Origin of the sequence: Neolewinella agarilytica (assembly GCF_900110645.1) — a bacterium.
GTDB classification, from domain to species: domain Bacteria; phylum Bacteroidota; class Bacteroidia; order Chitinophagales; family Saprospiraceae; genus Neolewinella; species Neolewinella agarilytica.
This window is the reverse complement of record NZ_FOFB01000001.1, coordinates 330,340-355,822: the sequence shown is the minus strand read 5'-3', so window position 1 is coordinate 355,822 and position 25,483 is coordinate 330,340. Positions and strand designations below refer to the sequence as shown.

The following is a 25,483-nucleotide window of genomic DNA, read 5'->3' as shown; positions in this document are numbered from 1 at the left end:
AGGTAAGGAGTGGACGGAAATCATGAGCCCTTCAGCACACTCAATAGCCAGGGCTTCTCCGTACAGGGGTCCATCCTGATTATACGTTGCCGGAGCTGCTCGGCGGCCTTATCGTCTCCGGGGCCGAGGCGAAGTACTGCATTAGCCAGGGCAAAAATGTTGCGGTAGTTCTGCAGGTGGTAACCGATGCCGCGTCGGCGGGTGAGGAGCTTGCGGGTACTGCTGATGTGTGATTGCAGCAGGGTGTAGCTGTCTTGCCGGAAATAAATTTTCAGCTGCAGCACCCGGGCCGTAAGGTGATGGATAAAATCTTTGAAGTCGGCTTGTTGCAAATGATGCAGCGCCTCACCGTCCTGGTTGTTGGCCAGGGCCAGCCTGGCCCGGCCCAGGGCTAAGACCTCGGAGCCGCCCTTTTCGGGGAGCCTTGCTGCTTCTGTGTCCATAAAGCGGGTTGCCCATTCGACTTCCTTCAGGCGGAGGGCAAGGCCCAGGATGTTGTTGAAGGCGAAGAGACTGATCCGGCCCCGGTTATAAAGGATTTCACGGTCCAGCCCCAACCGGTAAAGCGTGAAGGTAGCAGCAATGGCGGGTTCCCAACCGGTGTTGGCTCTCCTTAGTCCGTAGTTAATGGCCAGTAAGAGTAAGTCTCGCTGGTCTTCAGCGGGTAAGCTTGCGCCGGACGATTCCAGCAATCGGATCAGTTCCTGGAAAGAGGATTCTGCTGCTTCGGCCTCATCCAGCTGCAGGCGGGTGACGAGGTAGTATAGCCGAATGAAGGGAGCTTCCCGAAAGGGCTTTTGATTAGCAGCGGCGAATAAGGCCTCCAGGCGGGGAATTTCATAATGCTGACCACTTTTGTGCAGCTGCTGGTGAGCCAGCGTCTTACAGGTTTGCCGGAGGCGAAGGGCGATTACGTAGTGCTCGAGAGCTTTTTCCGGGCCTAGGTAATCTACGCGGCCGCCGCGGGAGGCGGCGAGTTCCATCTCATACTGTTCCCGGGCGTGGAAATACTCGAAGGAAAGGCGGTCAGTACCGTTGGGCTGCCGGGGGCGGTAGCGCCGCAGCCTCGTCCGCCGATGATCGTCAAGACCCCGGTCCCGTAAGCTTAGTAACAGGTGGCGGTCAGGGGAAACGGTGTCACGTTGGTAGTGTTCCCAGGCCAGATAGGCTTCAAGGCGCTTCAACAATTGGTGCTCCAGCTGCCGAAAGCGGTCCGCATCATAATCAGCCTCACCATAAACGGCCTTATATTCGGCCTGTGGTGTGGCTGTTTGCTCCTGCTCACTCCGGAGTTTGAACAGAAGACGTACATCTTCCCGGCGATTATGAAGCTCACAATTCAGCCAACTGACGGCTCTGCGACGTTCGTGCACGCTCAGGGCGAGAATTGTTTGTTGAAGGAGTGACATTATCTGGAATTTGCTTTCAACAATGATAGTAATTTGTCAACCACTTTGCCCTATAATTAAACATTTAACCTGCGTTTGCGCCCAAAAGTATCTCAACAATTGATCGAATATGTACTTGTTTTGATCTCGTTTTGGCCGCATCATTGTAGCGTTGAAGGAATTCTTCAACAATTCATCCTTGTTTTTGACATCGTAATCTAAGCTCCCATGCGCTATCTACTCAGTTTACTTTTCTTTTTTTCGCTCGCTTTTCTTTCCGCTCAATGCTTTGAAGCTAACGTCATTTCCGCTGAATGCGAAAATGGCGATGGTTGGTTCGTTGAAGTAGAATTTGTTGGGGAAGGAAACGGCTGGATAACCAGTATTGACGGTAACACCATTACCGGAACCTTTGACACCGTCGTTTCGTTCGGGCCCTTTTTTCAGGAGGTAGTCGTGCTTGATATCGGTGATTTGGATGAGCCTGATTGTGTTCAGACGCTCGATCTGGATGCCCCGGATGGCTGCTTGAACACCGATCCCTGCTTCGGCTTTTTTATGGGGCTGGAGTTGGAAGGAGCCTGTGACACCACCTCATTTCTATCCGTCTTTTTTGAAGGAGGGAATTTTCCCATGGTGGTTGAACTAAGAGAAGCCGACTTTGCTGAGGTTATTCAGGTCGATAGCTTCGTTTCACCTAACGGAACTTTTTTAACCATCGAAGACCCGGGTACCTATTCTGTTACCGCAACGGATCCTAATGGTTGCCAACTTGTAGAAATCATCACTATCAACGAAGGTTGTGGCGCCATTTCCGGCCGGAGCTGGTTAGACGGTAACGCTAACGGCCTGCGGGATCCTGATGAAACGGATGCAAGAGCACTGGTAACCTTATGGAGAGGGGACGAAGTGAGGTTCCGTTCCACTACCACAGACCAGGCCGGGCGCTACGCCTTTGAAGCCGTACCTGCGGGAGACTACTTTCTGGAATTCGTCTCTTTAGTGGACGGTCGGGAGCCGACTGCTTACCAGACCGGTGACGACCGCACCGTTGATAATGATATGCACGAAGGCGGCTTTACGAATCCCTTTACCGTTGAGAATGGTGGCTTTGTTGAAAGCATTGACGCCGGCTGGCTGGCCGCAGACTGTTTTGCAGAGATTGAGATAATTCGCAATGCCGACTGTTCCGGGGAAAATGGCGGAGAGCTGTTAGCCATCGCCGGAGGTGGTACACCTCCGTATACGTATGAATGGACCAACGGACAGACAGGTAGCAGAGCGATCGAACTGGCTGCAGGCACTTACGCCGTAACCATAACAGATGCTTTGGGTTGTTCAGCCATTGGCACAGGCACCATTCTGGAAGGAACTGACATTCGCGTCTTTATTCAACAATCCGGTGGAGATTGTAACGATACCGCTGAGGTACCGACCTTATTCGCTACCGTAGTGGGAGGGACAGCTCCCTACACTTATACCTGGTCAGCGGGTGGGGCAGTGATTGCAACAACCGCGGGCCTGGAACAAGTAAGCCCAGAGGTTTTATACTCGCTGGAAGTCACCGATGCTAATGGTTGTACGGTTTTTGCCGAGAGCATATTTGAGCCGCAGGGCACCACCATCAACTTTTTTGCCCCCTTCTATCTGCCCTGTGACGGCGGACCGGTAACCCTGTCAACGGGTGATCTGACGGATTTTCTGGAGTACCAATGGATTACGCCCGCCGGCGATACACTCTTCGGCCCGGAAGTAGATGTTTTTGAACCCGGGAACTACGCCGTATCTGCGGTTTCTCCCAACGGTACTTGTTTTCTGTCCGGCAATGCCTGGGTGGCGGAGCTTTCTCTGGCCAGCCGGGATATCAGCATTGAGGCTTTCGGCGATTCCCTCTGCGGAGCGTCTGACTGTGTCTACCTTATCGAAGAGTTTGGTTTTGAATTGACTCCGGACACAGAAGTTGAATGGAGCCTCCCGAATGGCGAGAGTCTCATCACGAATCCATGGAATCCTGTCTGTGATTACGGCCCTGGCCTGTACGCTGCTCAGGTGAAGGGCGTCTGTGATACGGTAACGCTCACCTTCCTGTTAGAAGGAGCAGTGGAGTGCTCAGCCCTCAACGGCGTGCTGTACGTAGATCAGGCCGGGAACTGTACTCTTGACGGAGAAGATACACCCGCTTCCGGTGTCATGATCGTGGCTACTTCCGTTGCTACGGGAGAACAATATTATGCGCTCACGAATGCGGACGGACAATATGGTTTCACCATTCCGGTGGGTGATTATACCGTTCGCCCGGTGGTGGATGTTAATCTTCCGTTCGGTACTTGTGAGCCGCCTGCTGGCGGAACGGTTATGGCCGGGTCAGTCACCAACATCGACGTGTTCCTTCCGGCTCTGCTGGATTGCCCGCTAATGACGACTTCCGTTTCCATTCCTTTCCTGCGCCGTTGTTTTGATAACGTAGCCTACGTGGACTACGCTAATGTTGGCTCCACCTCCGTAGACGACGTAACGCTTACCGTTACCCTGGATGACTTCCTGATCAACGCCGTACCGAGTATTCCCGCTGTTAGTCAGGACGGAAACACCTTCACCTTTAACCTGGGAACGGTGAATCCATTTGAACGCGATAGAATCTTCTTCACATTCACGGTTAGCTGCCAGGCCTTCCTGGGGCAGTCGCACTGTATTGAGTCGGTAATCAGCCCAAGTGAGCCTTGTACCACACCAGAAGACTGGAACGGTGCCCTCGTCAATGTCTCCAGCGGACAGTGTGACGGTGAAGAGGTTACTTTCTCCATCCAAAACGTAGGAGATAACCCGATGAGCGTTCCGCTGAGTTACGTGGTAGTGGAAGATGGCATCATGATGTCCGGAGCGCCCACTGAAGTAGAATCGCTGCCTGCGGGAGAAATCTTTGAAGTGAACCTGCCGGCTAACGGACGGACCTATCACGTCATTACCAACCAGGAGCCTAACGCTCCCGCTTCACCCACCCCCACGGCAGTGGCGGAAGGTTGTAATACCGATCCTGCTGGTAATACTTCATCGGGCTTCGCTAACATTATTTCTCTCGGAAACAATGTGCCCTCCCAGGCCATCGCCTGTCGCCAGAACGTTGGTGCCTATGACCCGAATGATAAAATGGGCTACCCACTGGGCTATGACGGTGGCAACATTGCGGCGGGGACTCGCCTGGACTACGCGATTCGTTTCCAGAATACCGGTACGGACACTGCCTTCAACGTTGTTATTCAGGACACGATTTCCACGGCCTTGGATCTGTCCAGCTTCAAGGTGGAGAGTGCCAGCCATGCTTACACGGTGTCCATTGATACCCACCGGGTGATTACCTTCTCTTTTGCCAACATCGCACTGCCGGATAGTAACGTTAACCTTGCGGCCAGTCAGGGAGTGATTAACTTCAGCATCGATCACGCTGCGGACCTGGTGCCCGGAGATGTCATTGATAACGAGGCGCGGATCTACTTTGATTTCAACGAGCCCATCGTTACTAACCTAAGCCGTCACCGGATCGCTAAAGACGGTCTGCCCGTCGGTACCCGCCAGCAGTTGGCTCGTCAGGTAGCCGTAGGGATTTCTCCGAACCCGGGGCCCGGTATCATTAAGGTGGATATCCCACGCGCAGACGTAGAGCTGACGGATGTATTGACCGTTACGGATCTGTACGGCCGCCAGCTGGCTGCTACCACTTTCGGTCAGCTGAGCAGCAACTGGAACGTAAGTCATCTTCCCGCAGGTTACTACCTCCTGGTGGTCAGCAACGCTAACGGACAGGCAAAAGGCAGAGCCGGTTTCGTTATCGCTAAATAAGGGCGCCGGAGCGCAGGATGCAGAGCAGCTTGGAGAAGCAAAGGATTCTCCAAGCTGCCCTATCCGACACTATGACTTGCAGATTTGTCTTTTTTACCTGAGTTATTTGGCGCCCGTACGATTGCAATCGTACGGGCGTTTTAAATTTTTGACTGGAATTGGGGTCTTTTTTATTTGTATTTATTGGGCTTTAGGTCATAGTGTCTTGTTTTTAGCTTCAACAATCTTTAAAAAGTGTCCTTTGCCACTTGTGTTTGTCGCCGGATCATTGTAGTGTGGAATAGTCTGCTTCCCATTAATCTCCGACCCAAACCCCCATCCCATGCGTCTGTTTACTTCTCTTTGTTTTCTTCTCTTTTCAGTGGCTTTATCAGCCCAATGTCTCATCGATGTTTCTTTCGTCAGTAGTTCCTGCGGGGAAGACGGAGATAGTTATTTCGTAGAGTTTTCGGTTGAGGGCACCGGTGACAGCCTCTGGGAACTCAGGCGTTATAATCTGGTTGGAGAGTATAATACAGGAGAGGTATACCGCATTGGCCCCTTGGATATTACAACGGAAAGGAACCTTATTTTCAGAGACCTTACGGTCTCAAATTGTGCCTTCAACTTCCAGATCCCTTTCCCGGAATGTCCTGAAAATCCTTGCTACGGTTTTGAGTTAACCGATGTTGCCTCCTTCAATACGGGCTTCTGCTTTGAGGATATCGTACAATTAACGATAATTGGGGGCAATTTCCCCGTCGATGTATCCATTTTCGCACCAGGGGATGTCCTTATCTACAGAGATTCGTTTTTCCAAAGCCCGATTTTTATCACGGAACCCTTATTTCCGGGAGATTTCGTTTTACGGGCAACAGACGACGCCGGTTGTTTGATAGACACCACCTTCTTTACGGACTTTTTGGGCTGTTCGTACCTGGAAGGCCGAAGCTGGCTGGATGAAAACGAAAATGGCCTGCAGGATCCTGAGGAGACTACCCCCGTTGCGGCAACCGTTACGCTGATTGGTGAAAATGGAGACTTCAGAGAGTCACGGACGGACGGCGAGGGTCTTTTTGTATTTGATGAAATCTCCGCAGGCTTTTATCAACTGCAAATTCAAGCGGATTCTGACGAGTTTACCTTCGAGCCCACCATTATGGTCGCCGGAAACGATGTGCTCAACAGTGACATTAATGGCAATTTGACCACCAACTCATCTATTTTTCTCCCTCCCGGTGACCAGGTTACTGACATTGACGCGGGCTGGGTCCGGAGGGTTAATTGCGATAGCTTATTCGTATTCGCACAGCCCATCGGAGATTTCTCCGAATGTGGAGATACGCTTGCTTCAGAACTGACCGTATTCAGTTCCACTTATCCGGTCGAGGTGCAGATTTTGACGATCAACGGAAACGTTCTGGTGGAGGAGTTTCTGATTCAGGAAGAGGAGACCTTTACTCCTGACCTTGGTCCTGGCGCCTACACGGTTGAAGCAACGAACCCGGAAGGCTGTATGGTTAGCACGGTGTTTGAGGTGGTTGTAAACCAAAACCTGACCGTCAATATTCTCACGGAAGGAACGCTCTGTTCCGGCGAGGCAGTAGTGTTAGAGGCCGTTGTCGAGGGCGCAGACCCCAACGAAATTTTCTACAACTGGAGTACGGGGGAAACCACTCAAACGATAACAGTTACCGGTATCGGTACAGTCTATGATATTACGGTTACCAACGCTGATAACTGCGTGGGGCTTGCCCGCACCGTTGTTTCTCAAGACACGCTCAACTTCATCGACCTGGGCCCCAATGTCATTCTTGATTGTCAAACCACCAGCGCCACCCTGAGTGTTCCGGACCCTTTACCCAGATATACTTATACCTGGTTCGGCCCGCTGAATCAGATACTTTCCGGACCGACCGTAGAGGTCGTCGTGCCCGGCCGGTATAACGTTGAAGGACAAGGACCCGATGCCTGTAACATCTTTGGAAGTGTAATCGTATTGAATCAGAGTATCCCTTCCGGCTTAACGATTGAGCCCTTTGATCAGGATACCGTCTTTTGTGACGGACAGGGCTGCTTCGGAATCATGGGACTCAACAACATCGATTATGAGCACATTACAATTGACTGGGACGGGCCGCCTGAGTTTGATGAATCCGTATTTCCCGGAGTGAATACCGCGGGCTGGTGTTCCCCTTATCCCGGTCTGTACACCGCCATCCTGTCAGCGCCCGGATGTGATACTGTCCGGCTTACCTATGAATTAGGCAACCCCAGCTGCCAGCTAATATCAGGAACCCTCTGGCTCGATGAAGCATCTAATTGTACCCTGGATGCAGAGGATACAGTAATACCATCTTACCTCCTTGAGGTTACCAACGATGCCACGGGAGATGTATACTACACCTTTACCAATAACCAGGGCGAATGGTCTGTTTCGTTGGTGCCTGGCACCTACACCATAGAGCCGATACTGGACCCGGAGCAACCCTTTACCCAATGCCCTGATCTGGTCACGGTTACCCTGGCGGATGAGCCCGTGGAAGGCGTCAATGTCTTTTTACCCGTCCTAGTTTCCTGCCCGCTACTGTCTACCGGAGTAACCATCCCCTTCCTGCGTCGCTGTTTTGACAACTACGCTTACGTGGAATATGAAAACACGGGGTCTGCAACGGCTCTGGATGCGGAGCTGACCGTCACCCTGGACGATTTCCTGATCAATGCCACCCCCAGCATTCCGGCGACCCGTCGGGTCGGGCAAACCTTTACTTTTGATCTCGGAGACGTACCTCCTTTCACCAGCGTCCGGATTTACTTTGAATTCACCGTTAGCTGTAATGCACAACTGGGCCAAACACATTGTATCGAGGCGGCCATTACGCCGGATGAGCCTTGTGTTGCGCCACAAGACTGGGATGGCGCGTTGGTTAACGTTACCGGCTCCAATTGTTCCGGAGACAGCCTGACCTTTACTATTTCCAATGTGGGGGATAACCCCATGACCATTCCGCTGAACTACATCGTCGTTGAAGATGGCATCATGCTCACGCCAGCGCCCGTTGAAAACGGTTTACTGGAACCCAGCGAAGACTACATCATTACCCTGCCGGCTAACGGGTCAACCTATATGATTATCACGAATCAGGAACCTAACGCGCCGGGTGCTCCGCAGCCAACGGCCGTCGTGGAAGGCTGTGGTACTAACGCCAACGGTAATTTCTCCACCGGCTTTGCCAATATTCTGGCGCTTGACTTTGGTAATAATGCTCAGTCCATTGCCTGCCGCCAAAACGTAGGGGCTTATGATCCAAACGATAAGATGGGCTACCCACTGGGGTACAGCGGTGGAAACATTCCCGAAGGAACGCGATTGGATTACGAGATTCGTTTCCAGAACACCGGTACGGATACGGCCTTTACCGTCGTGATCCAGGATACACTTTCTGCAGCCCTGGACATGGCCACCTTCAAGGTAGAGGCCGCCAGCCATCCTTACACCGTCAGCGTGGATACCCATCGGGTAATCTCGTTTACCTTCAATGACATTATGCTGCCTGACAGCTCTACGAACTTAATCGGAAGCCAGGGTGCCGTATCCTTCAGCATTGACCACGATGTCAGCCTCCTGCCTGGAGACATCATTGATAACGAAGCGGCGATCTACTTCGATTTCAACGAGCCCATCATTACTAACGTGAGCCGGCACCGGATTGCTAAGGATGGCCTGCCGGTAGGTGTTCGGGCAGTGGCTGCACAGGAAATTGCCATTAGTGTTTATCCTAACCCCTCCGCCGGGCGGGTGAACGTCAATCTCCCGTTGGCAGAAGTTAATTCGCAAGATGTACTCGTTGTCTCTGACCTCCTGGGCCGTCCGCTGCTATCTTCTACTTACGGGCAGGCTGCCGGCGGGTGGGACCTTAGTGAACTCCCCACGGGCTACTACCTCATGCTGCTGCAGGATGAAGCCGGCCGGACGCGTGGACGAACTGGCTTCGTGATTCGCTAAATGTCATTGTTTACGATTGGCCAGCGCTCGGAGTATATCGGTAGATAGACTCCGAGCGCTTTTGTGTACGATGCTACGGTTAATCGAAAGTTCCTCCAGGTCATTACTGCGGCCCACCAAACACCTTGCTTTTCCAGGACTTTCCTTGCACCCGCGGCCGCGCCCCCTCCAAACATTTCCATTCCGCTAAGGCCCTTCGTAACGGGCATTGCCTTTTTTAACCGGACAGGGTAGGAGATGCTGCTCCGGTAGCGGTTGAGTTCCGCAAGTCAATCTTCCCCGGATCTTGTCCTTTGATTGTAGACCAGCTATACATTTTATTGGAAATTATATGAGATTTTGTCATCTTTAACCCTCCTACTCATTACGAGGGTTACAATTTGTGTTTTTTTCTTCCCCCTATTTTTGTTTTCTCTCTCATTCATCCATACGCTGAAAAAGTAAACCTATGTCTTCTATTCTGCCATTCCCCAATTATGGGGATAGTCTGTTTGTACGGACCAACCAAATAATCTTCTTATTTACCTTCCTCTCCCTGTTTACGTTGGCACATGAGGTTTCTGCCCAACGCTGTGCGTCCGATCAGCTGACGATCAGAACCACGGCTGACGGAGAATCCATCGCAACGGCATGTTCATCAGAGGTGTCAGAGGTGATTTTTGCTAACGAATTCACCAGCCCCGTCGGCATGGGATCCTTTACTTACCAATGGCAATATCTGGCAGCGGATTTTAGCGAATGGGTCTCCATTTCGGGGGCCAATGAAGCCACTTACACGCCCTCCCTGGAAAGTTTGCCCAATCCGGAAGGCCTGTCTCTTTACCGGGTATACGTAACGGCAGACAACAGTACGCCCGAAGATCGTACGGATGATTGCTGGCAGTATTCCTCCGCTGCGGCGGGGCTTTCGATTAATAATAATGCTTGTAGCAGATTGCCAGTAGAGTGGCGATCATTTGGCGCGACCGCAGGTGCAAAGAAAGTTGTTTTGCAGTGGGAAACCACCCACGAGCCGGCCAACGCCGGCTTCCACATCGAACGCTCACACGAGGGCCTGGATTGGAACGTGATCGGTGAGCAGGCGCCACTATCAGATAATGTCTATGACTTTATTGACGAAGCCCCCATGGCAGGCGACAACTACTACCGCATCCACCAAACGGATTTCGATGGCACAATTACCTACTCTGCCGTGGAGGTCATCACTTTTACGGCGGATACCCGGATTTCTGTCTTCCCCAATCCGGTGACGGATGCCTTTACGGTCCTTCTCCCTTCCGCCTTCGGCGATAATGCTGAGCTGAGTCTATTTGATGCTACAGGGCGGGAGATGTCTGTGAAAACCCTTTCCGCCAGTGCCGGAATCCGCATTGAAACGGGAGGCCTGATACCTGGTTTGTATCTCCTGCGGGCTACTTCCCGGGATGGGAAGATTCGGGAGACGGTGCGGGTGGTACGGTAGCTGTCTCACGAAAAGTAGGGCTCTGGTAGTAACCTGATCTAAAAGTATAGGAGTACTCAAACCGATTAAGGTGAGGAACACTTTGAGCTCTCTTAAAAAACAAAGCCCCGCCGGTCATCACTGACCGACGGGGCTTTTATCGTTTATGGGATTATCTCCGCGCTTACTTCTTCACGCTGTCAACAACAGCTTTGAAAGCTTCTGGGTGGTTCATCGCCAGGTCAGCGAGGACCTTGCGGTTAAGACCAACACCTGCGGCGCTGAGGCCGTGCATAAGACGGCTGTAAGTAGTACCGTTCTGGCGGGCAGCTGCGTTGATACGGGCGATCCAGAGGCGGCGGAAAGCACGCTTCTTGTTACGACGATCCCGGTAAGCATACTGCAGACCTTTTTCAACGGCGTTCTTAGCTACGGTGTAGACTTTAGAACGTGCGCCAAAGTATCCTTTGGCGGCTTTAAGAATGCGCTTGCGGCGCGCGCGGCTTGCAACCGCATTTACTGAACGTGGCATATAGCTCTGTTTTTGTACAGTACGGAGACCGTGTGGTTCTTTAGGCCCGTACTCTCGTGGAAAATAGAGATTCCTCGCGTGGGAATTTCTTGGGGTGGGGGAGAGAGTTCTCTCTTACTTACACAAAAGACGCTTGATCCGCTTCTCGTCAGCAACAGAAACCATCGCACCGTCACGAAGACGAAGCTTAGCTTTGTTGGACTTGTTGCGCATCATGTGAGACGTGTAAGCCTGGAAACGCTTCACTTTACCGCTGGCGGTAATCTTAAAACGCTTCTTTGCACTACTGTGCGTTTTCATCTTAGGCATGGCACCAAGTTTTTAAAATGGAGCGCAAAGGTAAGTAATTGTTTTTTGTTATACAAGGTTGCAGGTTACAAGTTGTAGGTTGCAAGGTGCAGGTTGCAAGGTGTAGGTTACAAGTTGTAGGTTACAAGTTGTAGGTTGCAAGGTGTGGGCTGAGGGTTACAACCTGCAACCTGCAACTTGCAACCTGTAACCTGCAACCTGCAACCTGCCCTACTTCCACCCAATATGAAACAGAGCATCTCCCTGGCTTACTACGGCAGCATTTCCATGACCGATAATGAATCCATCTCTGGGGGAAAGAATGCGCTTATCTGCTCTGATGCCCTGGGGGTCAGAAATGAAGCCTACGGGTTCTCCTTTTCTGACGGGGAAGCCGCTTTTCTTCGTCCACTGAAACAGCCCCGCGCGGCCAGCTCTAAGCCAGGTGCTTTGATTGACCAGAGTAGGAGGCTTAGGAGATTTTTCTGGTGCGCTGGCCAGCATGTCCCTGGAGTTGAGCAGGCGTTGAATGCCCGCCACACCCGTATCGATGCTCAGTGCGTCATAGCGTAGGTTTTCTCCTCCTTCAAAAGTAAGTACGGGCAGGTCAAAGTTCTTGAGAGCGGTGCGTCGGAGTGACTTTGCCGGAGCCCGGTTAGCCATGATCAGAGGAGGAGCAAACGCTTCGGCGGCATCGGCAGCGCGCTTATCTTCACTGTTGTACCGAATCTGCGGGAAGTTGTAGGTCCCCCGGCCGCCGGTGTGGAAGTCAACGGCTAAGTCTACGTGCGGCAGAATGTTTTTGCTCAGGCCTCCGGCAATGCGGCTGGCCAGCGAGCCGGTCTGGGTGCCGGGGAAACTACGGTTAACATCTTTGCCGTCGGGGACATCCCGGCTAAAGTTGTTGAAACCGTAAATGTTCAGCAGCGGAATGGCAATAACGTTGCCGGAAGTAATTCGGCCAAAGATGTCTTGCCGCAGGCATCGGCGTATTATCTCCACACCATTAATCTCATCGCCGTGTACACCGGCCAGGAAAAGCATCGTAGGCCCGGGCTCATAGGCCCGGAATACATGTGCCGTAATCTGTACTGAATTACCGCTGGGCAGCTGCCCGGCAATGACTTCAACGGTGCCGGACTGCCCGGCATAAAATTCTCCGTCAGCAATGGTCATTGGCTGAATCTCACTCATAGTTGGGCCTTGTTTACGGCATATTCAATAATGGCTCCGGCAATATCCACTTCCGTAGCGGTTTCGATGCCTTCCAGGCCAGGGCTTGCGTTTATTTCCATCAACAACGGACCTCTGTTACTGGGGATAAGATCAACCCCGGCAACTTCCACCCCAAGGGCCGCAGCGGCTCGCAGGCAAAGGTCTTTATCTTTTTCAGAAAGCTGGACGGCCCTGGCAGATGCACCCCGGTGAATGTTGGCCCGGAATTCCCCCTCCATCGCCTTTCGTTCCATGGCCGCTACGACCCGGTTTCCGACGATGAAGGCACGGATGTCCCGCCCGTCACTTTCTTCAATGTACTCCTGCAGAATCACCCGATCCTGCAAATGCAAAAAACCTTCGGCTATTCTTTCCAGTTCATACAAGCTTCTGGCCAGGGCTACCCCTACGCCGTGTGTGCTTTCCAGTAATTTGACGACAATGGGAAACTGCTCCATACGCAAGGCTGCCGTTCGAACCTCCCGGACGGAAAAACAGAGAACCGTACGGGGCACGGGTAAATGATGAGCCGCCAGAACCTGGAGGCTGGCCATTTTGTCTCGTGCGAGTAAAAGAGCCTGCACATCCATCGTGTGAGGAATACCCAAAGTGTCCAGCTGCCGGATAACGGCTGCTCCACGACTGGTAATATTGGCACCGATCCGGGGAATGGCGACTTCCGGTAGCTTCAACGGTTTACCGTTGAGCAGTAAAGCGGTTTTTTCACCATGCAAAGAAGGGCTGCAACAAGCATGATCGATCACCTTCGTTTGGTGCCCACGGGTCCGCCCCGCCTCCACCAATCGGCTCGTGCTGTACAAAGAAGGGCCCCGGGAAAAGATAGTAATCTGCATTTTCGGTCGGTAGTCTCAACAAAGATGCCTTTATTACGCTGGATAAGAAAACAGAAGTGCGAAAATGAAGTACGAGGCAAGCCTAAAAAGTCGATTTTCCAACCCTAGTTTCAATTACGCCCTGTTGAAGAAACTACCGGAATTCCTGCCACGCCAGCGTTGGTTTATGGAAAAGGGCAAATCGTTGAAGAACTGCCGGGTGGAAGATGTTTTTCGTGTCACGGAAGACAGCGTACTGGCCGTAATGCAGTTTGAGTTCGAGGATGGCAGCAGCCAACTATACCAAATGCCTCTGGCTCAACTGGAACATAAAGACGACCAACGGCGCTACCTGAAGGAGAACGCCAACATGGTGTTGCTGCAGGTGCCCGGCGGGCCGTACATCGTTGATGCCGTTCCGTTGCCGGCTTTTCGGAAAGCTATTTACGCACTGATTCGGGACGGAGCCGACACCCGGGATGGTATCAACTGCGAAGCAGGCAGGATGCTGAAAACCGCGCCGGCGAATGCCCGAAGTGTGGTTCCGGCTATTGATACCAGCAACACGGCCATTATCTATGACGACAAATACTTCTTCAAACTCTTCCGGAAACTGGATCCGGGCCTGAACCCTGATCTGGAGCTGGTGCGTCATCTGTCGGAGCATACGGACTTCGATTGCTGCCCGCCCTACGGGGGCAGCCTCGGGGTAGGGGAGATGCACGAAGACAACTACCTCAATCTTGGCATGCTCAGTGGCAAGGTGGACAACCGGGGAGATGCCTGGGAGTTCTTTCAGGAGCTCACCCAACGATACTTTACGGAAGGAGGAGATGTAGATCAGGAGACACTGGATCGTGCCGTTCTGCTGGGGCAGCGCACGGCAGAAATGCACCTGGCCTTAGGGGCACCGGAAGAAAAACCAAAGTTGTTTTCTGCCGTAAATATAGCGGGGGGCGCGGACGCAGGTGCCATGATGGCCCCGGAAGCCATGACAGCCGCTTACCGTAATGAAATTACCGAAGCGGCCATCAAACTGCTCCACCGCCAGGTCACAGAACTGGCCGCAAAGAAAGAAAGCCTCTCTCCCGAGCTGCAAACTATGGCGCAGGCAGTGCTGGACCTTGAGCCCAAACTTACCACTCGCCTGAATAAACTAAAGGACTCCGGAATGACCGTAGACCTCATCCGCATTCATGCAGATTACCACCTGGGTCAGGTGCTGGTAACCGATGATGATTTTTACATCATCGATTTTGAAGGCGAACCCCTGCTCAGTATCCCCGAGCGCCGCCGCCGTCGCCCTGCTCTGAAGGACGTCGCCGGCATGGTGCGCTCTTTCCACTACGCCGCCTTCGGACAATTACTCCTAAATCCCGAACGATACGCTGATCACGATCCCCTGGAGCTGAAGGCAAGAGCAGAAGCCTGGTTTCAAACCGTATCCACAACTTACCTGAAGGCCTACTTTGAACGCTGTGGGGAAGCCTCCTTCCTCCCCGAATCCGACGAAGACCGACAGCTCCTGCTCGACCTCTTCATGTTGGAAAAAGCCATTTACGAAGTTGCTTATGAACTTAACTCCCGCCCTCACTGGTTAGCAATTCCGCTAGCGGGCGTCCTGGCAATGGCCTAGCCGGTCAGATTGATAATTTCGCGTGGAAATCAAGCGAAGCAATGATCCCCACCGGAAAATTTCAGTCCGGACGATCAAAGCCTCCTGCAACCTGCAACCCACACCCCGCAACCAGAACCCTGCACCCCGCAACCTGCAACTTGAACCCTGCAACCTGAACCCTGCAACCCGCAACTTGAACCCTGCAACCCGCAACTTGAACCCTGCAACCCGCAACCTCCTAATCAACATTCAACCTCATCCATCTATCCGACTACTTACGCTACTCCTGCTCGTCCTCACCGGTGTACCCCTTTCTTCTTCACTGCTGGCTCAGACCCCGGCAAGCTGGCTGCCATCGGAAGTCAGTACCCTGCCTACCGCGGACAATGTCCGCCAACTGGAGCACATCTTAAAGGCACCTTCCCTTGGCGTGGATAGCGTCTCCGCCCAAACCACTGTCTACCTTACGGGCGGAACCGTATACCTTTATATGCATGGTCGCAGCCCCAGAAATGACTACCTGGGCTACCGGGAGTCCGCCAGAATTACGGCCACTGGAGATACGAGTGTAATCCTGAAAATTGATGGGTTGGCCACCACCGATATGGAAGACCTGATCATTGGCGTTTACCACTACGGAGAGGGTATGGCCAAAGTAAGCCCACCGGCCGTTGAACGCCGGCCAGTGGCGGTGATGGCTCCTACGCCTCAGATCGCCAGTTACATCGATGAATTTTTTGACCTGGTGCGCGGGCAGGCCCTCGACCGGGACTCGGTTAACTGGGAAGTGTTGCGGCAGGACGCCTATGCTTTATCCGTCACCGCAGATAGCCTCTCTGATATACACGATGTACTGGAATTTACCCTTCGACGGATTGATCGTCACTCTTCTCTGCAACCCCCGGCAGTCCACCGGGGCTGGGCCACGGGCAACAACGACGATGACGCCATCGACCCCAACCTGAAGTACGCCACCGGCCGCCGGGTAGACGATCACATGGTTTACCTCAGTATGCCTGGTGTTTCCAGTGGCCATGACAAAACGCTCCAGGCCTACGCCGATAGCCTCACCCGCCTGATTGAACGCCTGGATCAACCGGGAACGAGCGAGTGGGTGCTCGACCTGCGTCGAAATACGGGCGGAAATTGCTGGGCGATGCTGGCCGGAATCGGACCGTTATTGGGCGATGGGGTGTGCGGTTACTTCATGCAGCGCGATGGATCCGCCGCCAGCGGTTGGTGGTACTGGGAAGGCGCCAGCTGGTATAGACGCCGCCAGCAACTGGTCCTGACCGAGCCCTACGCTCTCCGCCAGCCCTCTCGTATTGCAGTGCTTTACGGACCCAAAACGTCCAGCTCGGGCGAAGTGGTGGCGATAGCCTTTCGGGGTTTACCCAATAGCCGAAGTTTCGGGCAAGCCACCGGTGGCTACTCCACCGGTAATCGAACATTTTACCTTTCCGATGGGGCGGCTATTTTGCTTACGGTTTCCGTATACGGAGATCGTGACAAGGTGCCTTTTGGGGCAAAAATTCAGCCGGATGAAGTGGTGTCTCCAATAAAAGGTTTGGACGCGCCAGCTGAGGCAGCGGCAGCATGGCTACGACGGGGTAGATAAGCAATTGTTCGATTAGCCGGCGGAGCCTTAGTTTGTCAGGGCAATCGCATACTCGGAGAGAGCGGACGCTCGAAGGTCCCGCAATACTGCGGGACCGGCGAGCGTCCCGGCGTGGAGTTTGCAATTGCCCCGCTTAGTTTGCTCGCACACCTTGAACTCCATCGTTCTATAAAGTTGTAACACTACCCAAAACCATCAGGCAATGGCCCCATCATACAAATCCTCAATCTCCCGCACCCGGCGGATGAAATCGGCGCAGGCTTGTCCGGGGTCCGGCTCCCGCATGAAGTAGGTGCCGATGAGGAAGCCTTTGAACCCGGCACTCCGCAGCTTGACGATGGACTGCGGATCCTCAATCCCACTCTCGCTGATCTTAAGCATACTGGGCGGAAGCATCTCCGCTAATTGGAGACTGTTGGCGATGCTGACGCTGAAGTCCTTCAGGTTACGGTTGTTCACACCAACGATGTCGACGTTGGGGCTCAGCTTACCCACTTCTTCTTCGTTGTGAACTTCACACAAGACTTCCAGCCCAAGGGCACTGGCCTCGCTGGCAAAGTCATCTATCTGGCCAGCGGAAAGAGAGGCGGCGATGAGCAGGATGGCGTCTGCACCCATGGCTTTTGCTTCGTGTAGTTGGTAGGAGTCGACCATAAAGTCTTTCCGGATGACGGGCAGGGAAACGGTCTGGCGGACAATATCAATGTCAGTCGGTTGGGCGCCGAAGAACTGGGTGTCCGTCAGGCAACTAATGCCGGCAGCGCCAGCGGTCTGATAGCCGGCGGTAACGGCGGCCGGGTCAGCCGCCACGTTGATGTTGTCCTGACTGGGAGACTTACGTTTGAATTCGGCAATGATGCCGAAATGCTCGCTTTCCCGAATGGACTGGCGAAGACTACGTCGATCCTGATGATAGAGCGCCGTATCCTTCAATTTGGACAGTGGCGTATTTTCTTTGCGACGGGCTACTTCCAGTTTTTTATAGTCGTTAATACGGTTAAGAATGGTCATCGGGGAATAATTTTATGCGCCGGAGCGCAGGTGCAAGCAGTGTTGAAAAGAGCAAAGGTTTAACGAACAAGCTTAGTTAAAACAGCCATAGCTTTCCCGCTGGCCAGGCTTTCGGCTGCTTCCGAAACACAGTCCATTAGGCTTCTGTCCGGATGGATGGTGTGAATGGCCAGACCGGCATTAGCGCAGACCGCCTGCCGCTGCGCCTCCGTTGACTGGTTATTGAGTACGGCCAGGAAGATAGCCTTGCCTTCTTCAGCGGTTTCTCCGCCGTAGAGTTGTTCCGGGCGGAGCGTGGAGAAGCCGAAGTCCTTCGGCGTCAGCAAACGCTGCTGCACCCGGCTGCGGACACTGGCGGAGCCGGTGAGGCTGACCTCGTCGTAGCCATCGAGCGCATGCACGATGTTATATTGCCGCTCGGGCTCCTCCTGCAGGATGTAGTCGTAAATGCGGGATACCTCCCGGCTGTAGGTGCCAAAGAGTTGGTATTTGGGTTTGGCCGGATTGATGAGTGGGCCCAGCAGATTGAAAAAGCTTTTCACCTTCAGGGCCTTCCTGACGGGAACAACGTTTTTCATCGCCGGGTGAAACAAGGGCGCGTGGAAGAAGCAGATGCCGGCAGTGTCCAACGATCGCATCAGTTGATCCTGATCGTTGCTAAATTCGTAACCCAAAGCAATGAGCACGTCACTACTGCCCACATTACTGCTCACGCCGTAGCTGCCGTGCTTCGTTACCGCATATCCTGCTCCGGCAACGACTACACTCGAGAGTGTGCTGATGTTGAAGGTGTTTTTACCATCTCCGCCGGTGCCAACAATATCGATGGTCTGCCGCCCTTCGAGGTCGATGGGCTTGGCCAGCTCGATCATGGCGTCCCTGAAACCCTGAATTTCAGACAAAACAGCCGGGCGCATGTTGATGGCAGAGACCATGGCGGCGATCTCCGTTTCGTTGCAATCTCCGTTACCAATGCGAGACAAAGTCTCGTAGGCGGTTTGTCGGGACAGGGGCTCCTGAGCGTAGAGGTGGTTGAGTAGGGTCTTCATGGCGGCGAAGGTAATGAATAGGCTTAGTTTGCGGGTTCTAAACTACTTCTTTTGGGTTGAAGACTATCTTGAGTTGTGGAGCTCCTGCTCCGAAAAACGAGCTGCGTAGCAGCGTGTAATGTAACTGTCGGCTTGCCTTCGGGTATTCTCTCTCTTAGGCTAATTACAGGAGGCTTTTAACGGGCCAGCCTGCAGAGTTTTGTAGGCATGTCTGAAGTTAGGGTGTTCCGTTTATTGAAGGTAAGCCGTGACGAATTTTTGGGACCTTATCCGGCGGTCGGCCCGGATAAGGTAACAACAACAGTACGTCGCGGCTCAACTCCAATATGAGGAATACCAAACAGCTCGCCCTACGGGCTCGATTTTTCGGAGCAGGAGTACCTCATCCCAGAGGAGTCATTCTGGGATGAGGTTTTATTCATTGCTCCTTCAACCTCTCCCTGCACCGGCGTTTGCGCCAAAAAATGCAGAAAGAAATGAGGCGTTCCTAGAATTTCGCCGAAACCCCCACCAGCAAATTCGTGCCAATCGTCGGGTACTGTACGAAGCGTTCCCGCTTGTTGTTCAGAAGGTTGTTGACGCGGAGCCAGGCAGAGAAGTTATCGGAGAAATCATACTCGCCATTCAGGCTCAGATCGAGCAAAGCGTTGAGGGTTTGAGCGACACCGTCACTGTCCTGATAAGGGAGGCCATTTTCCATAAAGAACTGAGCCCCGAAGCTAACCTTCTGCTTCTCCAGCGTATACAAACCTCCGGCATTCAGGGTGAAGGCCGGCAAATGCCAGGGCTTCTCCTCGTCTTCAAGGCTGTAGAACCGCTGAGCAATGGAGCCATTGATCTGTAGATTCTTAATGAACTCCGCCGTTCCGGAAGCCTTCAAAGTGAAGATGCTGCCATCGTCATAAATTACGCTGAATTGAGGTATTTCCTGCGTGCGATCCAGCAAGTACATCGCCAGGTTGTCAACCCGCTTGTAGCTGGCCTCCGCCCGGTAGGAGACACCGGAAATGGTGCCGTCTACACCGCCGTAGAACCGGGTGTACTCCGAGTTGCGCACCCGCAGGCGCGTACGAACCCAGGGGTTGTAATCGCTCAGGCTGCGAAGGGTGTTCTTTTGCAGACTACCTTCTGCACCCAGGAAGCCGGAGAGCAGCCCCTCAACAATGGGAGCCGAAATGCTGACGTCGGGGAATACATCAAAGTCATCGTCCTGGCTCGTCAGGTTGACACCGATCTTGAGCCGGTATTTTCCCGCAATCGAAGTTGTGTAGCTGGGGCTGAAGTAGATGTTGTTGAGGTTCTGCGTACTGGTGTCTTTGTAAGTCGTGAAATCTGTCCGGAGCTTGAAGTCAAGCGGTTGGTCGTCAGAAATCCACTTCGTTGCCGCAATATTGATATCAATGCCGTTTTCTCTGACGGCCGGGTTGCCGTCCATCAGGTAGAGTGCTACTCCGGCTTTGTAATCGAAGTTAGCGGCGGTGCGGGTGCCATTGAAGATGTCTCCATGGACAGAGAAAATGTTGTAGCGCTGCCGCACCTGATCGTCCGTAAAGCTGGGGATCATCGTGTCAGACCCCATCTCCGGGAAGTTATAGCCATAGTAGTAGCGGCTCTGCGACTCATACCCGGCTCCTGCACTGACGGCAAAGCCCTGATCGAAAAGATAAGTACCCTCGACGCCAAATTCGGTGTCGCTGGATTTCTGGTTTTCAACGTTCGAGTTGTTGTTAAAGCTATGGTGCCGGGCAAAAACGCCCAGCTCTGCGTTGTCCACACCGCTGAGGTCGTAACTCAGGTCGCCGTACAGCGCGCCGGGCAAACCTGCACCGATGCCAATAAAACCATTTTTAGCGGGTGCCGTCTTTTCGCGGCTTACGCCACGTGGTCGGATGACCGGTGCGGGATAGTCAATGTTGAGCGGCCGGTCAACGATGTTGTATTGCTGGCGTCGCCGACTGGTGTCCGCCGGAGGCGTTTCGGCGTTTACACGGACGCGGTTAGCGTCCGTAAGGCGGGCTTCAAAGTTGGTGACAACCGTCACGTTGTTATCGTCAATGCCTGAACCTGGTTGTGCCAGAAGAGTAGCAGAAGTGGCCAGCAACAGGAAGAAGGAAAAAAATATTTGGCGAAGCATATTGCTTTGATTCTTTGTAGGAAAATAATGGGGGAAGGGGAGTACTGTGGAGGCGCTTACTGCCCTCCTCCGTTATCAAGCTCGAGGTAGTTGGGGTTTGTACCCGGCTGTGCGCTGTTGATCCGGCTACCGGCGTCAATCTCGTTCTGAACCCGAACGAGTTTCTGGCGAGCTTCCGCAACAATCTCTGCATCACCCTGATAGTTTTCCAGTAGTGCTTCCAGGGCAGCTCGTGCATTGTAGAGGTCTTTCTTGTCCCGGAGGATGTCCGAGAGAAGGATTACCGTTTTAGCAACCCAGTAAGGATAGCCCGAGCTTTCCCGGTTGGCCTCCAGGCTGAGCGATTGTGCCCGGTCCAGGTCCCTTTGCAGGTAGAAGATGTTGGCTCTCAGGTAACGGGCTTCTGCCGTCTGCTCATCGTCCGAATTGGCAATAACCTGATCAAAAGCCGGAAGGGCCGTATTGTAATCGTTACGATCGTAGGCAATCTTGCCCAGGTAGAAGTTCGCCGTAGTTTTCTGCTGAGAAGGTGCCGCAGGGTTATTGGCTACTTTGCGGGCATACTGCTCGGTTGCGCCGGTATCATTGAGGCGATAGGCCGCCCGGAGCGCACCAACCTGTGCGTCAAGACGTACGTCTTCCGTGTCCGCGGATTGCTCTAAGAGCGCGAACAGCCGGTAAGCCCGCTGGAAATCCTGAAGGCTGTTGTAAGCAATCAAACTTCCTTTTTTCAGGGCTGGCAGGTAGAAGTTACTCGGCCCGGCGTTGATCACGGCTTCATAGTCAGGTAGCGCTTCGTTATAGCGGCGAGAGGCTACGTAGCTGTCTCCCCGGTAGAAGGTAGCCGCCAGCGCGTTGGGGCTTTGGGGGTACTGACGGAGGTAGTCGGTCAGTGCACTAATGGCACGCTCGTAGTTGCCATTTTCGTATTGCCCTTTGGCGGCCTCGAAGCTGATGTTCTCCCGTCCGTCGGAGTCCACTTCCTGACCGGGCAGGGTTTCGAAGAAGTCGAAGAAGAGATCGGCACGTCCCATGTCGTCCACGTAGATTTCACGCAGCGCGTCTTTTGCCCGGCTGGACTCTCCTGCCGTGGGGTTATTGCTGAATACCTGCTTGTAGTAGTTGATGGCCGCCTCCCGGTTACCGAGGTTATAGCTGATGAGACCTAACTGCAGCAGAGACTGATTGACGAGTTTGGAATTAACCTTATAGTCTCTCACGATGGTCCGTAGTGGATCAAGCGCCTGTTGTGGACGGTTGAGTTCCTGATAGGTGAGGGCGAGCTGGTAAAGCGCGTCATCCGCATAAGGGCTTTTGGGGTATCGTTGAACGAGCTGCTCCAGTGCCAGTACTTTATCCGCGTTACGGCCGCGTAGACCTTCGATCATGGCCTTCTGGAAGAGGGCGTAGACAAAGCCACTGGTCTGGCGGTTAATGGCATCATCATAGAAACGGGCTGCCTGATCGTATTGGTTACGGCTGAAGTAAGCGTCTCCGGCACGGAGCACCGCATCACCCAATACGCGTTCCCGGACGTCAGCATCCGTGATGTAAGGAAGGTTTCGCTCGATGCCTTCCACCGCAGCAGTGAAGTAATCCAGTGCCCCGGCGTAGTTGTCTTGCTTGAGGTAGTTATAGCCCTGCAGGTAGTTACCCGTGTAGAGGCTGGACTGCGGTGGCAGACCCTGTAATCCTCTGGCGAGGGTAAGGAACTGGTTGGTCAGGTTAATGCTGGTGGGGTAGTCTTCCCGGCGGTTGGCCAGGTCGGCCTGCCAGTACAGTGCCTGAGCGCGGAGGTTAGGGTTAACGGGCCGTTGCAGGCTTTTGGCGAGCAGGGCGTCCGCACCGGTATCGTCTCCGGAGCGAAGTAACTCCAGGCCGCGGCTGAAGGCCGCGCGCTGATAAGCTTCCTCCAGTTTCGGCGTTCGGTTGGGCATTCGTTCCAGAATGTCGAGCGCGCGCTGGTAGTCTTCAGTGGTATTGAATACTTCGCCGAGCAATTCTTGCCCCTGCAGGTAGTAACGGCTGCTGGGCTGAATACCCTGCAGTGCGGTAATGGCATCAGCGGGGTAGCCAAGTTCGTAGCTCAACTTGGCAAAATTGAAGAGAGCTTCTTCCTGGAGGGCCGGGTCAAAATTCATCCGGGAAGCCGTCCCAAAGGCCGTTCGGGCGGCCTGCCCGTCACCGCTGCGAAGGGCAATGTCTCCGAGGTAGTAACTGGCAGATTGGCCCACGAGGCTGTTCTGGCCGGCGAGTTCCTTGAAGGATTTACCGGCTTCCTGAAAATCATTGAGTTTGTATTGCGTGAAGCCCAGCTGGTAAAGCTCCTCTTCCTGCATCCGGCGGTTATTACGGGCATACTCTTCAAGGTAGGGGCGTGCCTGGGTGTAGTCCCCTTTCTCGAAGTAGGCCTGGCCGAGAAGCTGCTTCATTTCTTTTGCGTTCTTAATCCGCTGTCGCCCTGAAACGATGGGGGCGGCGTAGGCGATCAATTCATCGTACCGGCGCTGGGCGAAGAAAATCTGCGTCAGATAGTAGGGGATGTAGTCGTCGTAGAGCTTGCTCTTCTCCGCAATGCGAAACTGTCCAACGGCACCATCATAGTTGCCCTCGAAGAACTGAATGATGCCGAGGTAGTAATTGGTCGGGTAGTAAAACTCACCCTGCGTGCTCTTGCTGAACTGAAAGTAGCGCTTGGCTTCACTAAACTTCTTTTGTACAAAGCTGGCGTAACCCAGACGGAAATTCATCTCCGCCCTCTGCTCCGCACTCAGCAGTTCAGCCGGTACCCGCTTGTAGTAGGTAACGGCTTTCTCCAGCTCATTTTCGTTGAAGTAGTAATTGGCAATTTCGAGTAAGGCCTCGTTAGCAACGGGATCGGGTTGGTAGCGACGCACAAAATCTAAAATGAGTTTCTCACCTTCAACTTTGCCGAGTTTAACGGCAATCTTAGCCTGGTTGAGCTCCGCCTTAATGCGAAGCAGCTCCGCCTCCGGCTGGTGAAGGGGAAGAAGCATATCAATAACCTCTGCGTACTCCCGCTGGGCTTTGGCCAGCAGGTTGTCAGTTTGGTCAGCTTCTGCCTTTTTGTACATGCGCCAGGCCTCCGTATAAACGGTGGTTGCCTGTGCCTGCAAACCCGTCGAGGATAGAATTAAAATGAAGGTGAGGGCCGGCAGCAATAGCCGGCGGTATAATTGGTGGACTGGGGTCATCGTGGGGAGTTGGTTAAAATTCTGATCAACCATGTTATCTATTATCAGGTATCAGCGGGTAAGATAGGGGGGAATCCAATTAAACATGCCTGGTCGGCTAACGACTTTGGGATATTATTTTAGTGCGTTCTGACCGATCAATCGTTGTTTTTAGCGCATTTGTTCACTTTTTTTTAGAAAACAGCTAAACCATATCATTACAATTAATGTATGTACATTGAATTTTGTGACGATGTTTTCCTGATAACCTGACTTTTTAAGAGCATCCGGCGCTACCGCTGGTGCAGTGAAAGTTGGAAGCAGCGGGGAAGGCTCAGTTACATTTACCATCCATCATTTCTAAAATATTACTACGATGTTTAAATCACTTATTCTCACGGTTGCTTTTCTGGGCTTATTCGCCACCACCTTTGCTGTCTCTGTTGATACGGAGGCCAGCAAGATAAGCTGGAAGGCCTATAAGGTGACGGGGTCGCATGAAGGCACCCTGGCCGTACAGGATGGCCAGCTTGACTTCAAGGACGGGGAGCTGACCGGTGGCACCTTCGTTATCGATATGAATAGCATTGACGTGACGGATATTGACGGACAGGGAGCCGCTAAACTGGAAGGTCACCTGAAGAGTCCGGATTTCTTCGGGGTTGAGACGCACCCAACGGCGGCCTTTACCATCACTAAAGTCGTTAACCGGGGCACTCCCGGTGATTACCGTATCACCGGAGACATTACCATCAAAGAGACTACGAAAGAAATTCGCTTCAACGCCCAGGTTGCGGAGCAGGAGGGAAGCTATGTCGCTACGGCAGACGTAAAGCTGGACCGGACGGATTTCAACATCCGCTATGGCTCAGGTTCTTTCTTTGAAAACCTCGGAGACAAAACCATTTACGACGAGTTTGACCTGAACATCAAACTGGTCACTAAGAAATAATCCCCCCGGGGCATTATTCCCCTGTATCAAGCGCTCCTCCTACCGCGAGAGGCCAGGTTCAATAATCGCTCTAACCGCTATTTATGTTGGTTAGAGCGATTTTTTTATGCTTTTGGTCACCACACCTGGGCAGTCGTCTTTCAGTGGAAACCACTTACACAGCTGTTCTGTCCATCCACCGCACCCGCGCTCCGGCGCCCAAATGCCCGCTGAAAGGAGTTGTTGCATCTTCCACGCAGTCAAACAGGGCCTCCGTTACCTTATGGCAAACAGCACGTCATAAACAGGCATCTGAATTTGAATCGAATATTCTCATATTGTGGGAAGATTCTTTTTGTTAAAAAACGGGTGTGAGGCCCTTTCATTTGCGAATTGATGTCTCTACTTG

The 25,483-nt window shown here is 53.1% G+C and carries 15 protein-coding genes; 6 read left to right on the top strand and 9 right to left on the bottom strand.

The window, feature by feature from the left end; translation table 11 throughout:
• Nucleotides 1-20 precede the first annotated feature (20 nt).
• Nucleotides 21-1,409 carry a hypothetical protein gene (locus BM123_RS01310; RefSeq protein WP_090164996.1) on the bottom strand — a complete coding sequence of 463 codons (1,389 nt, stop codon included), beginning with the start codon at nucleotides 1,407-1,409 and terminating at the stop codon, nucleotides 21-23.
• 207 nt (nucleotides 1,410-1,616) lie between these two features.
• Between BM123_RS01310 and BM123_RS01305 the strand changes: the two genes are divergently transcribed.
• The 3 genes from BM123_RS01305 to BM123_RS01290 all read left to right on the top strand — a co-directional run bounded on the left by BM123_RS01305 (nucleotide 1,617) and on the right by BM123_RS01290 (nucleotide 10,672).
• On the top strand, nucleotides 1,617-5,225 hold the full coding sequence (locus BM123_RS01305; protein ID WP_090164995.1) for a DUF7619 domain-containing protein: 3,609 nt from the start codon (nucleotides 1,617-1,619) through the stop codon (nucleotides 5,223-5,225).
• Nucleotides 5,226-5,547: 322 nt separating this feature from the next.
• Entirely contained in the window at nucleotides 5,548-9,210 is a 3,663-nt protein-coding gene (locus BM123_RS01300; protein ID WP_090164994.1) for a DUF7619 domain-containing protein, read from the top strand.
• 448 nt (nucleotides 9,211-9,658) lie between these two features.
• Nucleotides 9,659-10,672, top strand: coding sequence for a T9SS type A sorting domain-containing protein (locus BM123_RS01290; protein WP_090164992.1), 1,014 nt, complete (start codon nucleotides 9,659-9,661; stop codon nucleotides 10,670-10,672).
• A gap of 163 nt (nucleotides 10,673-10,835) precedes the next feature.
• On the opposite strand, the gene rplT is transcribed toward BM123_RS01290, so the two are convergent.
• The 4 genes from rplT to BM123_RS01270 all read right to left on the bottom strand — a co-directional run bounded on the left by rplT (nucleotide 10,836) and on the right by BM123_RS01270 (nucleotide 13,540).
• The gene (rplT, locus tag BM123_RS01285; RefSeq protein ID WP_090164991.1) at nucleotides 10,836-11,183 is read right to left on the bottom strand and encodes a 50S ribosomal protein L20; all 348 of its coding nucleotides are present in this window, start codon (nucleotides 11,181-11,183) and stop codon (nucleotides 10,836-10,838) included.
• 114 nt (nucleotides 11,184-11,297) lie between these two features.
• Nucleotides 11,298-11,492 carry a 50S ribosomal protein L35 gene (gene rpmI, locus BM123_RS01280; protein WP_090164990.1) on the bottom strand — a complete coding sequence of 65 codons (195 nt, stop codon included), beginning with the start codon at nucleotides 11,490-11,492 and terminating at the stop codon, nucleotides 11,298-11,300.
• A 210-nt stretch (nucleotides 11,493-11,702) separates the two neighbouring features.
• Entirely contained in the window at nucleotides 11,703-12,665 is a 963-nt protein-coding gene (locus BM123_RS01275) for a succinylglutamate desuccinylase/aspartoacylase family protein (RefSeq protein WP_245748375.1), read from the bottom strand.
• Nucleotides 12,662-13,540 (bottom strand): ATP-grasp domain-containing protein, encoded by an 879-nt coding sequence (locus tag BM123_RS01270; protein ID WP_090164989.1) that lies wholly within the window; start codon nucleotides 13,538-13,540, stop codon nucleotides 12,662-12,664. Before BM123_RS01270 ends, BM123_RS01275 begins: the two co-directional genes overlap by 4 nt.
• Nucleotides 13,541-13,664: 124 nt before the next feature.
• Between BM123_RS01270 and BM123_RS01265 the strand changes: the two genes are divergently transcribed.
• Together BM123_RS01265 and BM123_RS01260 are read left to right on the top strand one after the other, a co-directional pair.
• A complete protein-coding gene (locus BM123_RS01265) occupies nucleotides 13,665-15,155 on the top strand; it encodes a maltokinase N-terminal cap-like domain-containing protein (protein ID WP_175489212.1) in 1,491 nt (496 codons plus the stop codon).
• Between the two features lie 22 nt (nucleotides 15,156-15,177).
• A complete protein-coding gene (locus BM123_RS01260; RefSeq protein WP_139211714.1) occupies nucleotides 15,178-16,755 on the top strand; it encodes a S41 family peptidase in 1,578 nt (525 codons plus the stop codon).
• A 195-nt stretch (nucleotides 16,756-16,950) separates the two neighbouring features.
• Here the strand turns inward: BM123_RS01260 and trpC are convergent, their stop codons facing one another.
• From trpC to BM123_RS01240, 4 genes are all read right to left on the bottom strand, one after another.
• Nucleotides 16,951-17,766 carry an indole-3-glycerol phosphate synthase TrpC gene (gene trpC / locus BM123_RS01255; RefSeq protein ID WP_090164986.1) on the bottom strand — a complete coding sequence of 272 codons (816 nt, stop codon included), beginning with the start codon at nucleotides 17,764-17,766 and terminating at the stop codon, nucleotides 16,951-16,953.
• A 59-nt stretch (nucleotides 17,767-17,825) separates the two neighbouring features.
• Entirely contained in the window at nucleotides 17,826-18,815 is a 990-nt protein-coding gene (trpD, locus tag BM123_RS01250) for an anthranilate phosphoribosyltransferase (RefSeq protein ID WP_090164985.1), read from the bottom strand.
• Between the two features lie 487 nt (nucleotides 18,816-19,302).
• Nucleotides 19,303-20,949, bottom strand: a complete 1,647-nt coding sequence (locus tag BM123_RS01245) for a TonB-dependent receptor (protein ID WP_090164984.1) — start codon at nucleotides 20,947-20,949, stop codon at nucleotides 19,303-19,305.
• 56 nt (nucleotides 20,950-21,005) lie between these two features.
• The gene (locus tag BM123_RS01240) at nucleotides 21,006-24,164 is read right to left on the bottom strand and encodes a tetratricopeptide repeat protein (RefSeq protein WP_245748374.1); all 3,159 of its coding nucleotides are present in this window, start codon (nucleotides 24,162-24,164) and stop codon (nucleotides 21,006-21,008) included.
• A gap of 355 nt (nucleotides 24,165-24,519) precedes the next feature.
• Between BM123_RS01240 and BM123_RS01235 the strand changes: the two genes are divergently transcribed.
• Nucleotides 24,520-25,095 (top strand): YceI family protein, encoded by a 576-nt coding sequence (locus BM123_RS01235; protein WP_090164982.1) that lies wholly within the window; start codon nucleotides 24,520-24,522, stop codon nucleotides 25,093-25,095.
• The last annotated feature ends 388 nt before the right edge of the window (nucleotides 25,096-25,483 follow it).

Coding starts and splice junctions, on each gene's coding strand:
- BM123_RS01310 (WP_090164996.1), bottom strand. CDS start 1,409: ATGTCACTCCTTCAACAAACAATTCTCGCCCTGAGCGTGCACGAACGT.
- BM123_RS01305 (WP_090164995.1), top strand. CDS start 1,617: ATGCGCTATCTACTCAGTTTACTTTTCTTTTTTTCGCTCGCTTTTCTT.
- BM123_RS01300 (WP_090164994.1), top strand. CDS start 5,548: ATGCGTCTGTTTACTTCTCTTTGTTTTCTTCTCTTTTCAGTGGCTTTA.
- BM123_RS01290 (WP_090164992.1), top strand. CDS start 9,659: ATGTCTTCTATTCTGCCATTCCCCAATTATGGGGATAGTCTGTTTGTA.
- rplT (WP_090164991.1), bottom strand. CDS start 11,183: ATGCCACGTTCAGTAAATGCGGTTGCAAGCCGCGCGCGCCGCAAGCGC.
- rpmI (WP_090164990.1), bottom strand. CDS start 11,492: ATGCCTAAGATGAAAACGCACAGTAGTGCAAAGAAGCGTTTTAAGATT.
- BM123_RS01275 (WP_245748375.1), bottom strand. CDS start 12,665: ATGAGTGAGATTCAGCCAATGACCATTGCTGACGGAGAATTTTATGCC.
- BM123_RS01270 (WP_090164989.1), bottom strand. CDS start 13,540: ATGCAGATTACTATCTTTTCCCGGGGCCCTTCTTTGTACAGCACGAGC.
- trpC (WP_090164986.1), bottom strand. CDS start 17,766: ATGACCATTCTTAACCGTATTAACGACTATAAAAAACTGGAAGTAGCC.
- trpD (WP_090164985.1), bottom strand. CDS start 18,815: ATGAAGACCCTACTCAACCACCTCTACGCTCAGGAGCCCCTGTCCCGA.
- BM123_RS01245 (WP_090164984.1), bottom strand. CDS start 20,949: ATGCTTCGCCAAATATTTTTTTCCTTCTTCCTGTTGCTGGCCACTTCT.
- BM123_RS01240 (WP_245748374.1), bottom strand. CDS start 24,164: ATGACCCCAGTCCACCAATTATACCGCCGGCTATTGCTGCCGGCCCTC.
- BM123_RS01235 (WP_090164982.1), top strand. CDS start 24,520: ATGTTTAAATCACTTATTCTCACGGTTGCTTTTCTGGGCTTATTCGCC.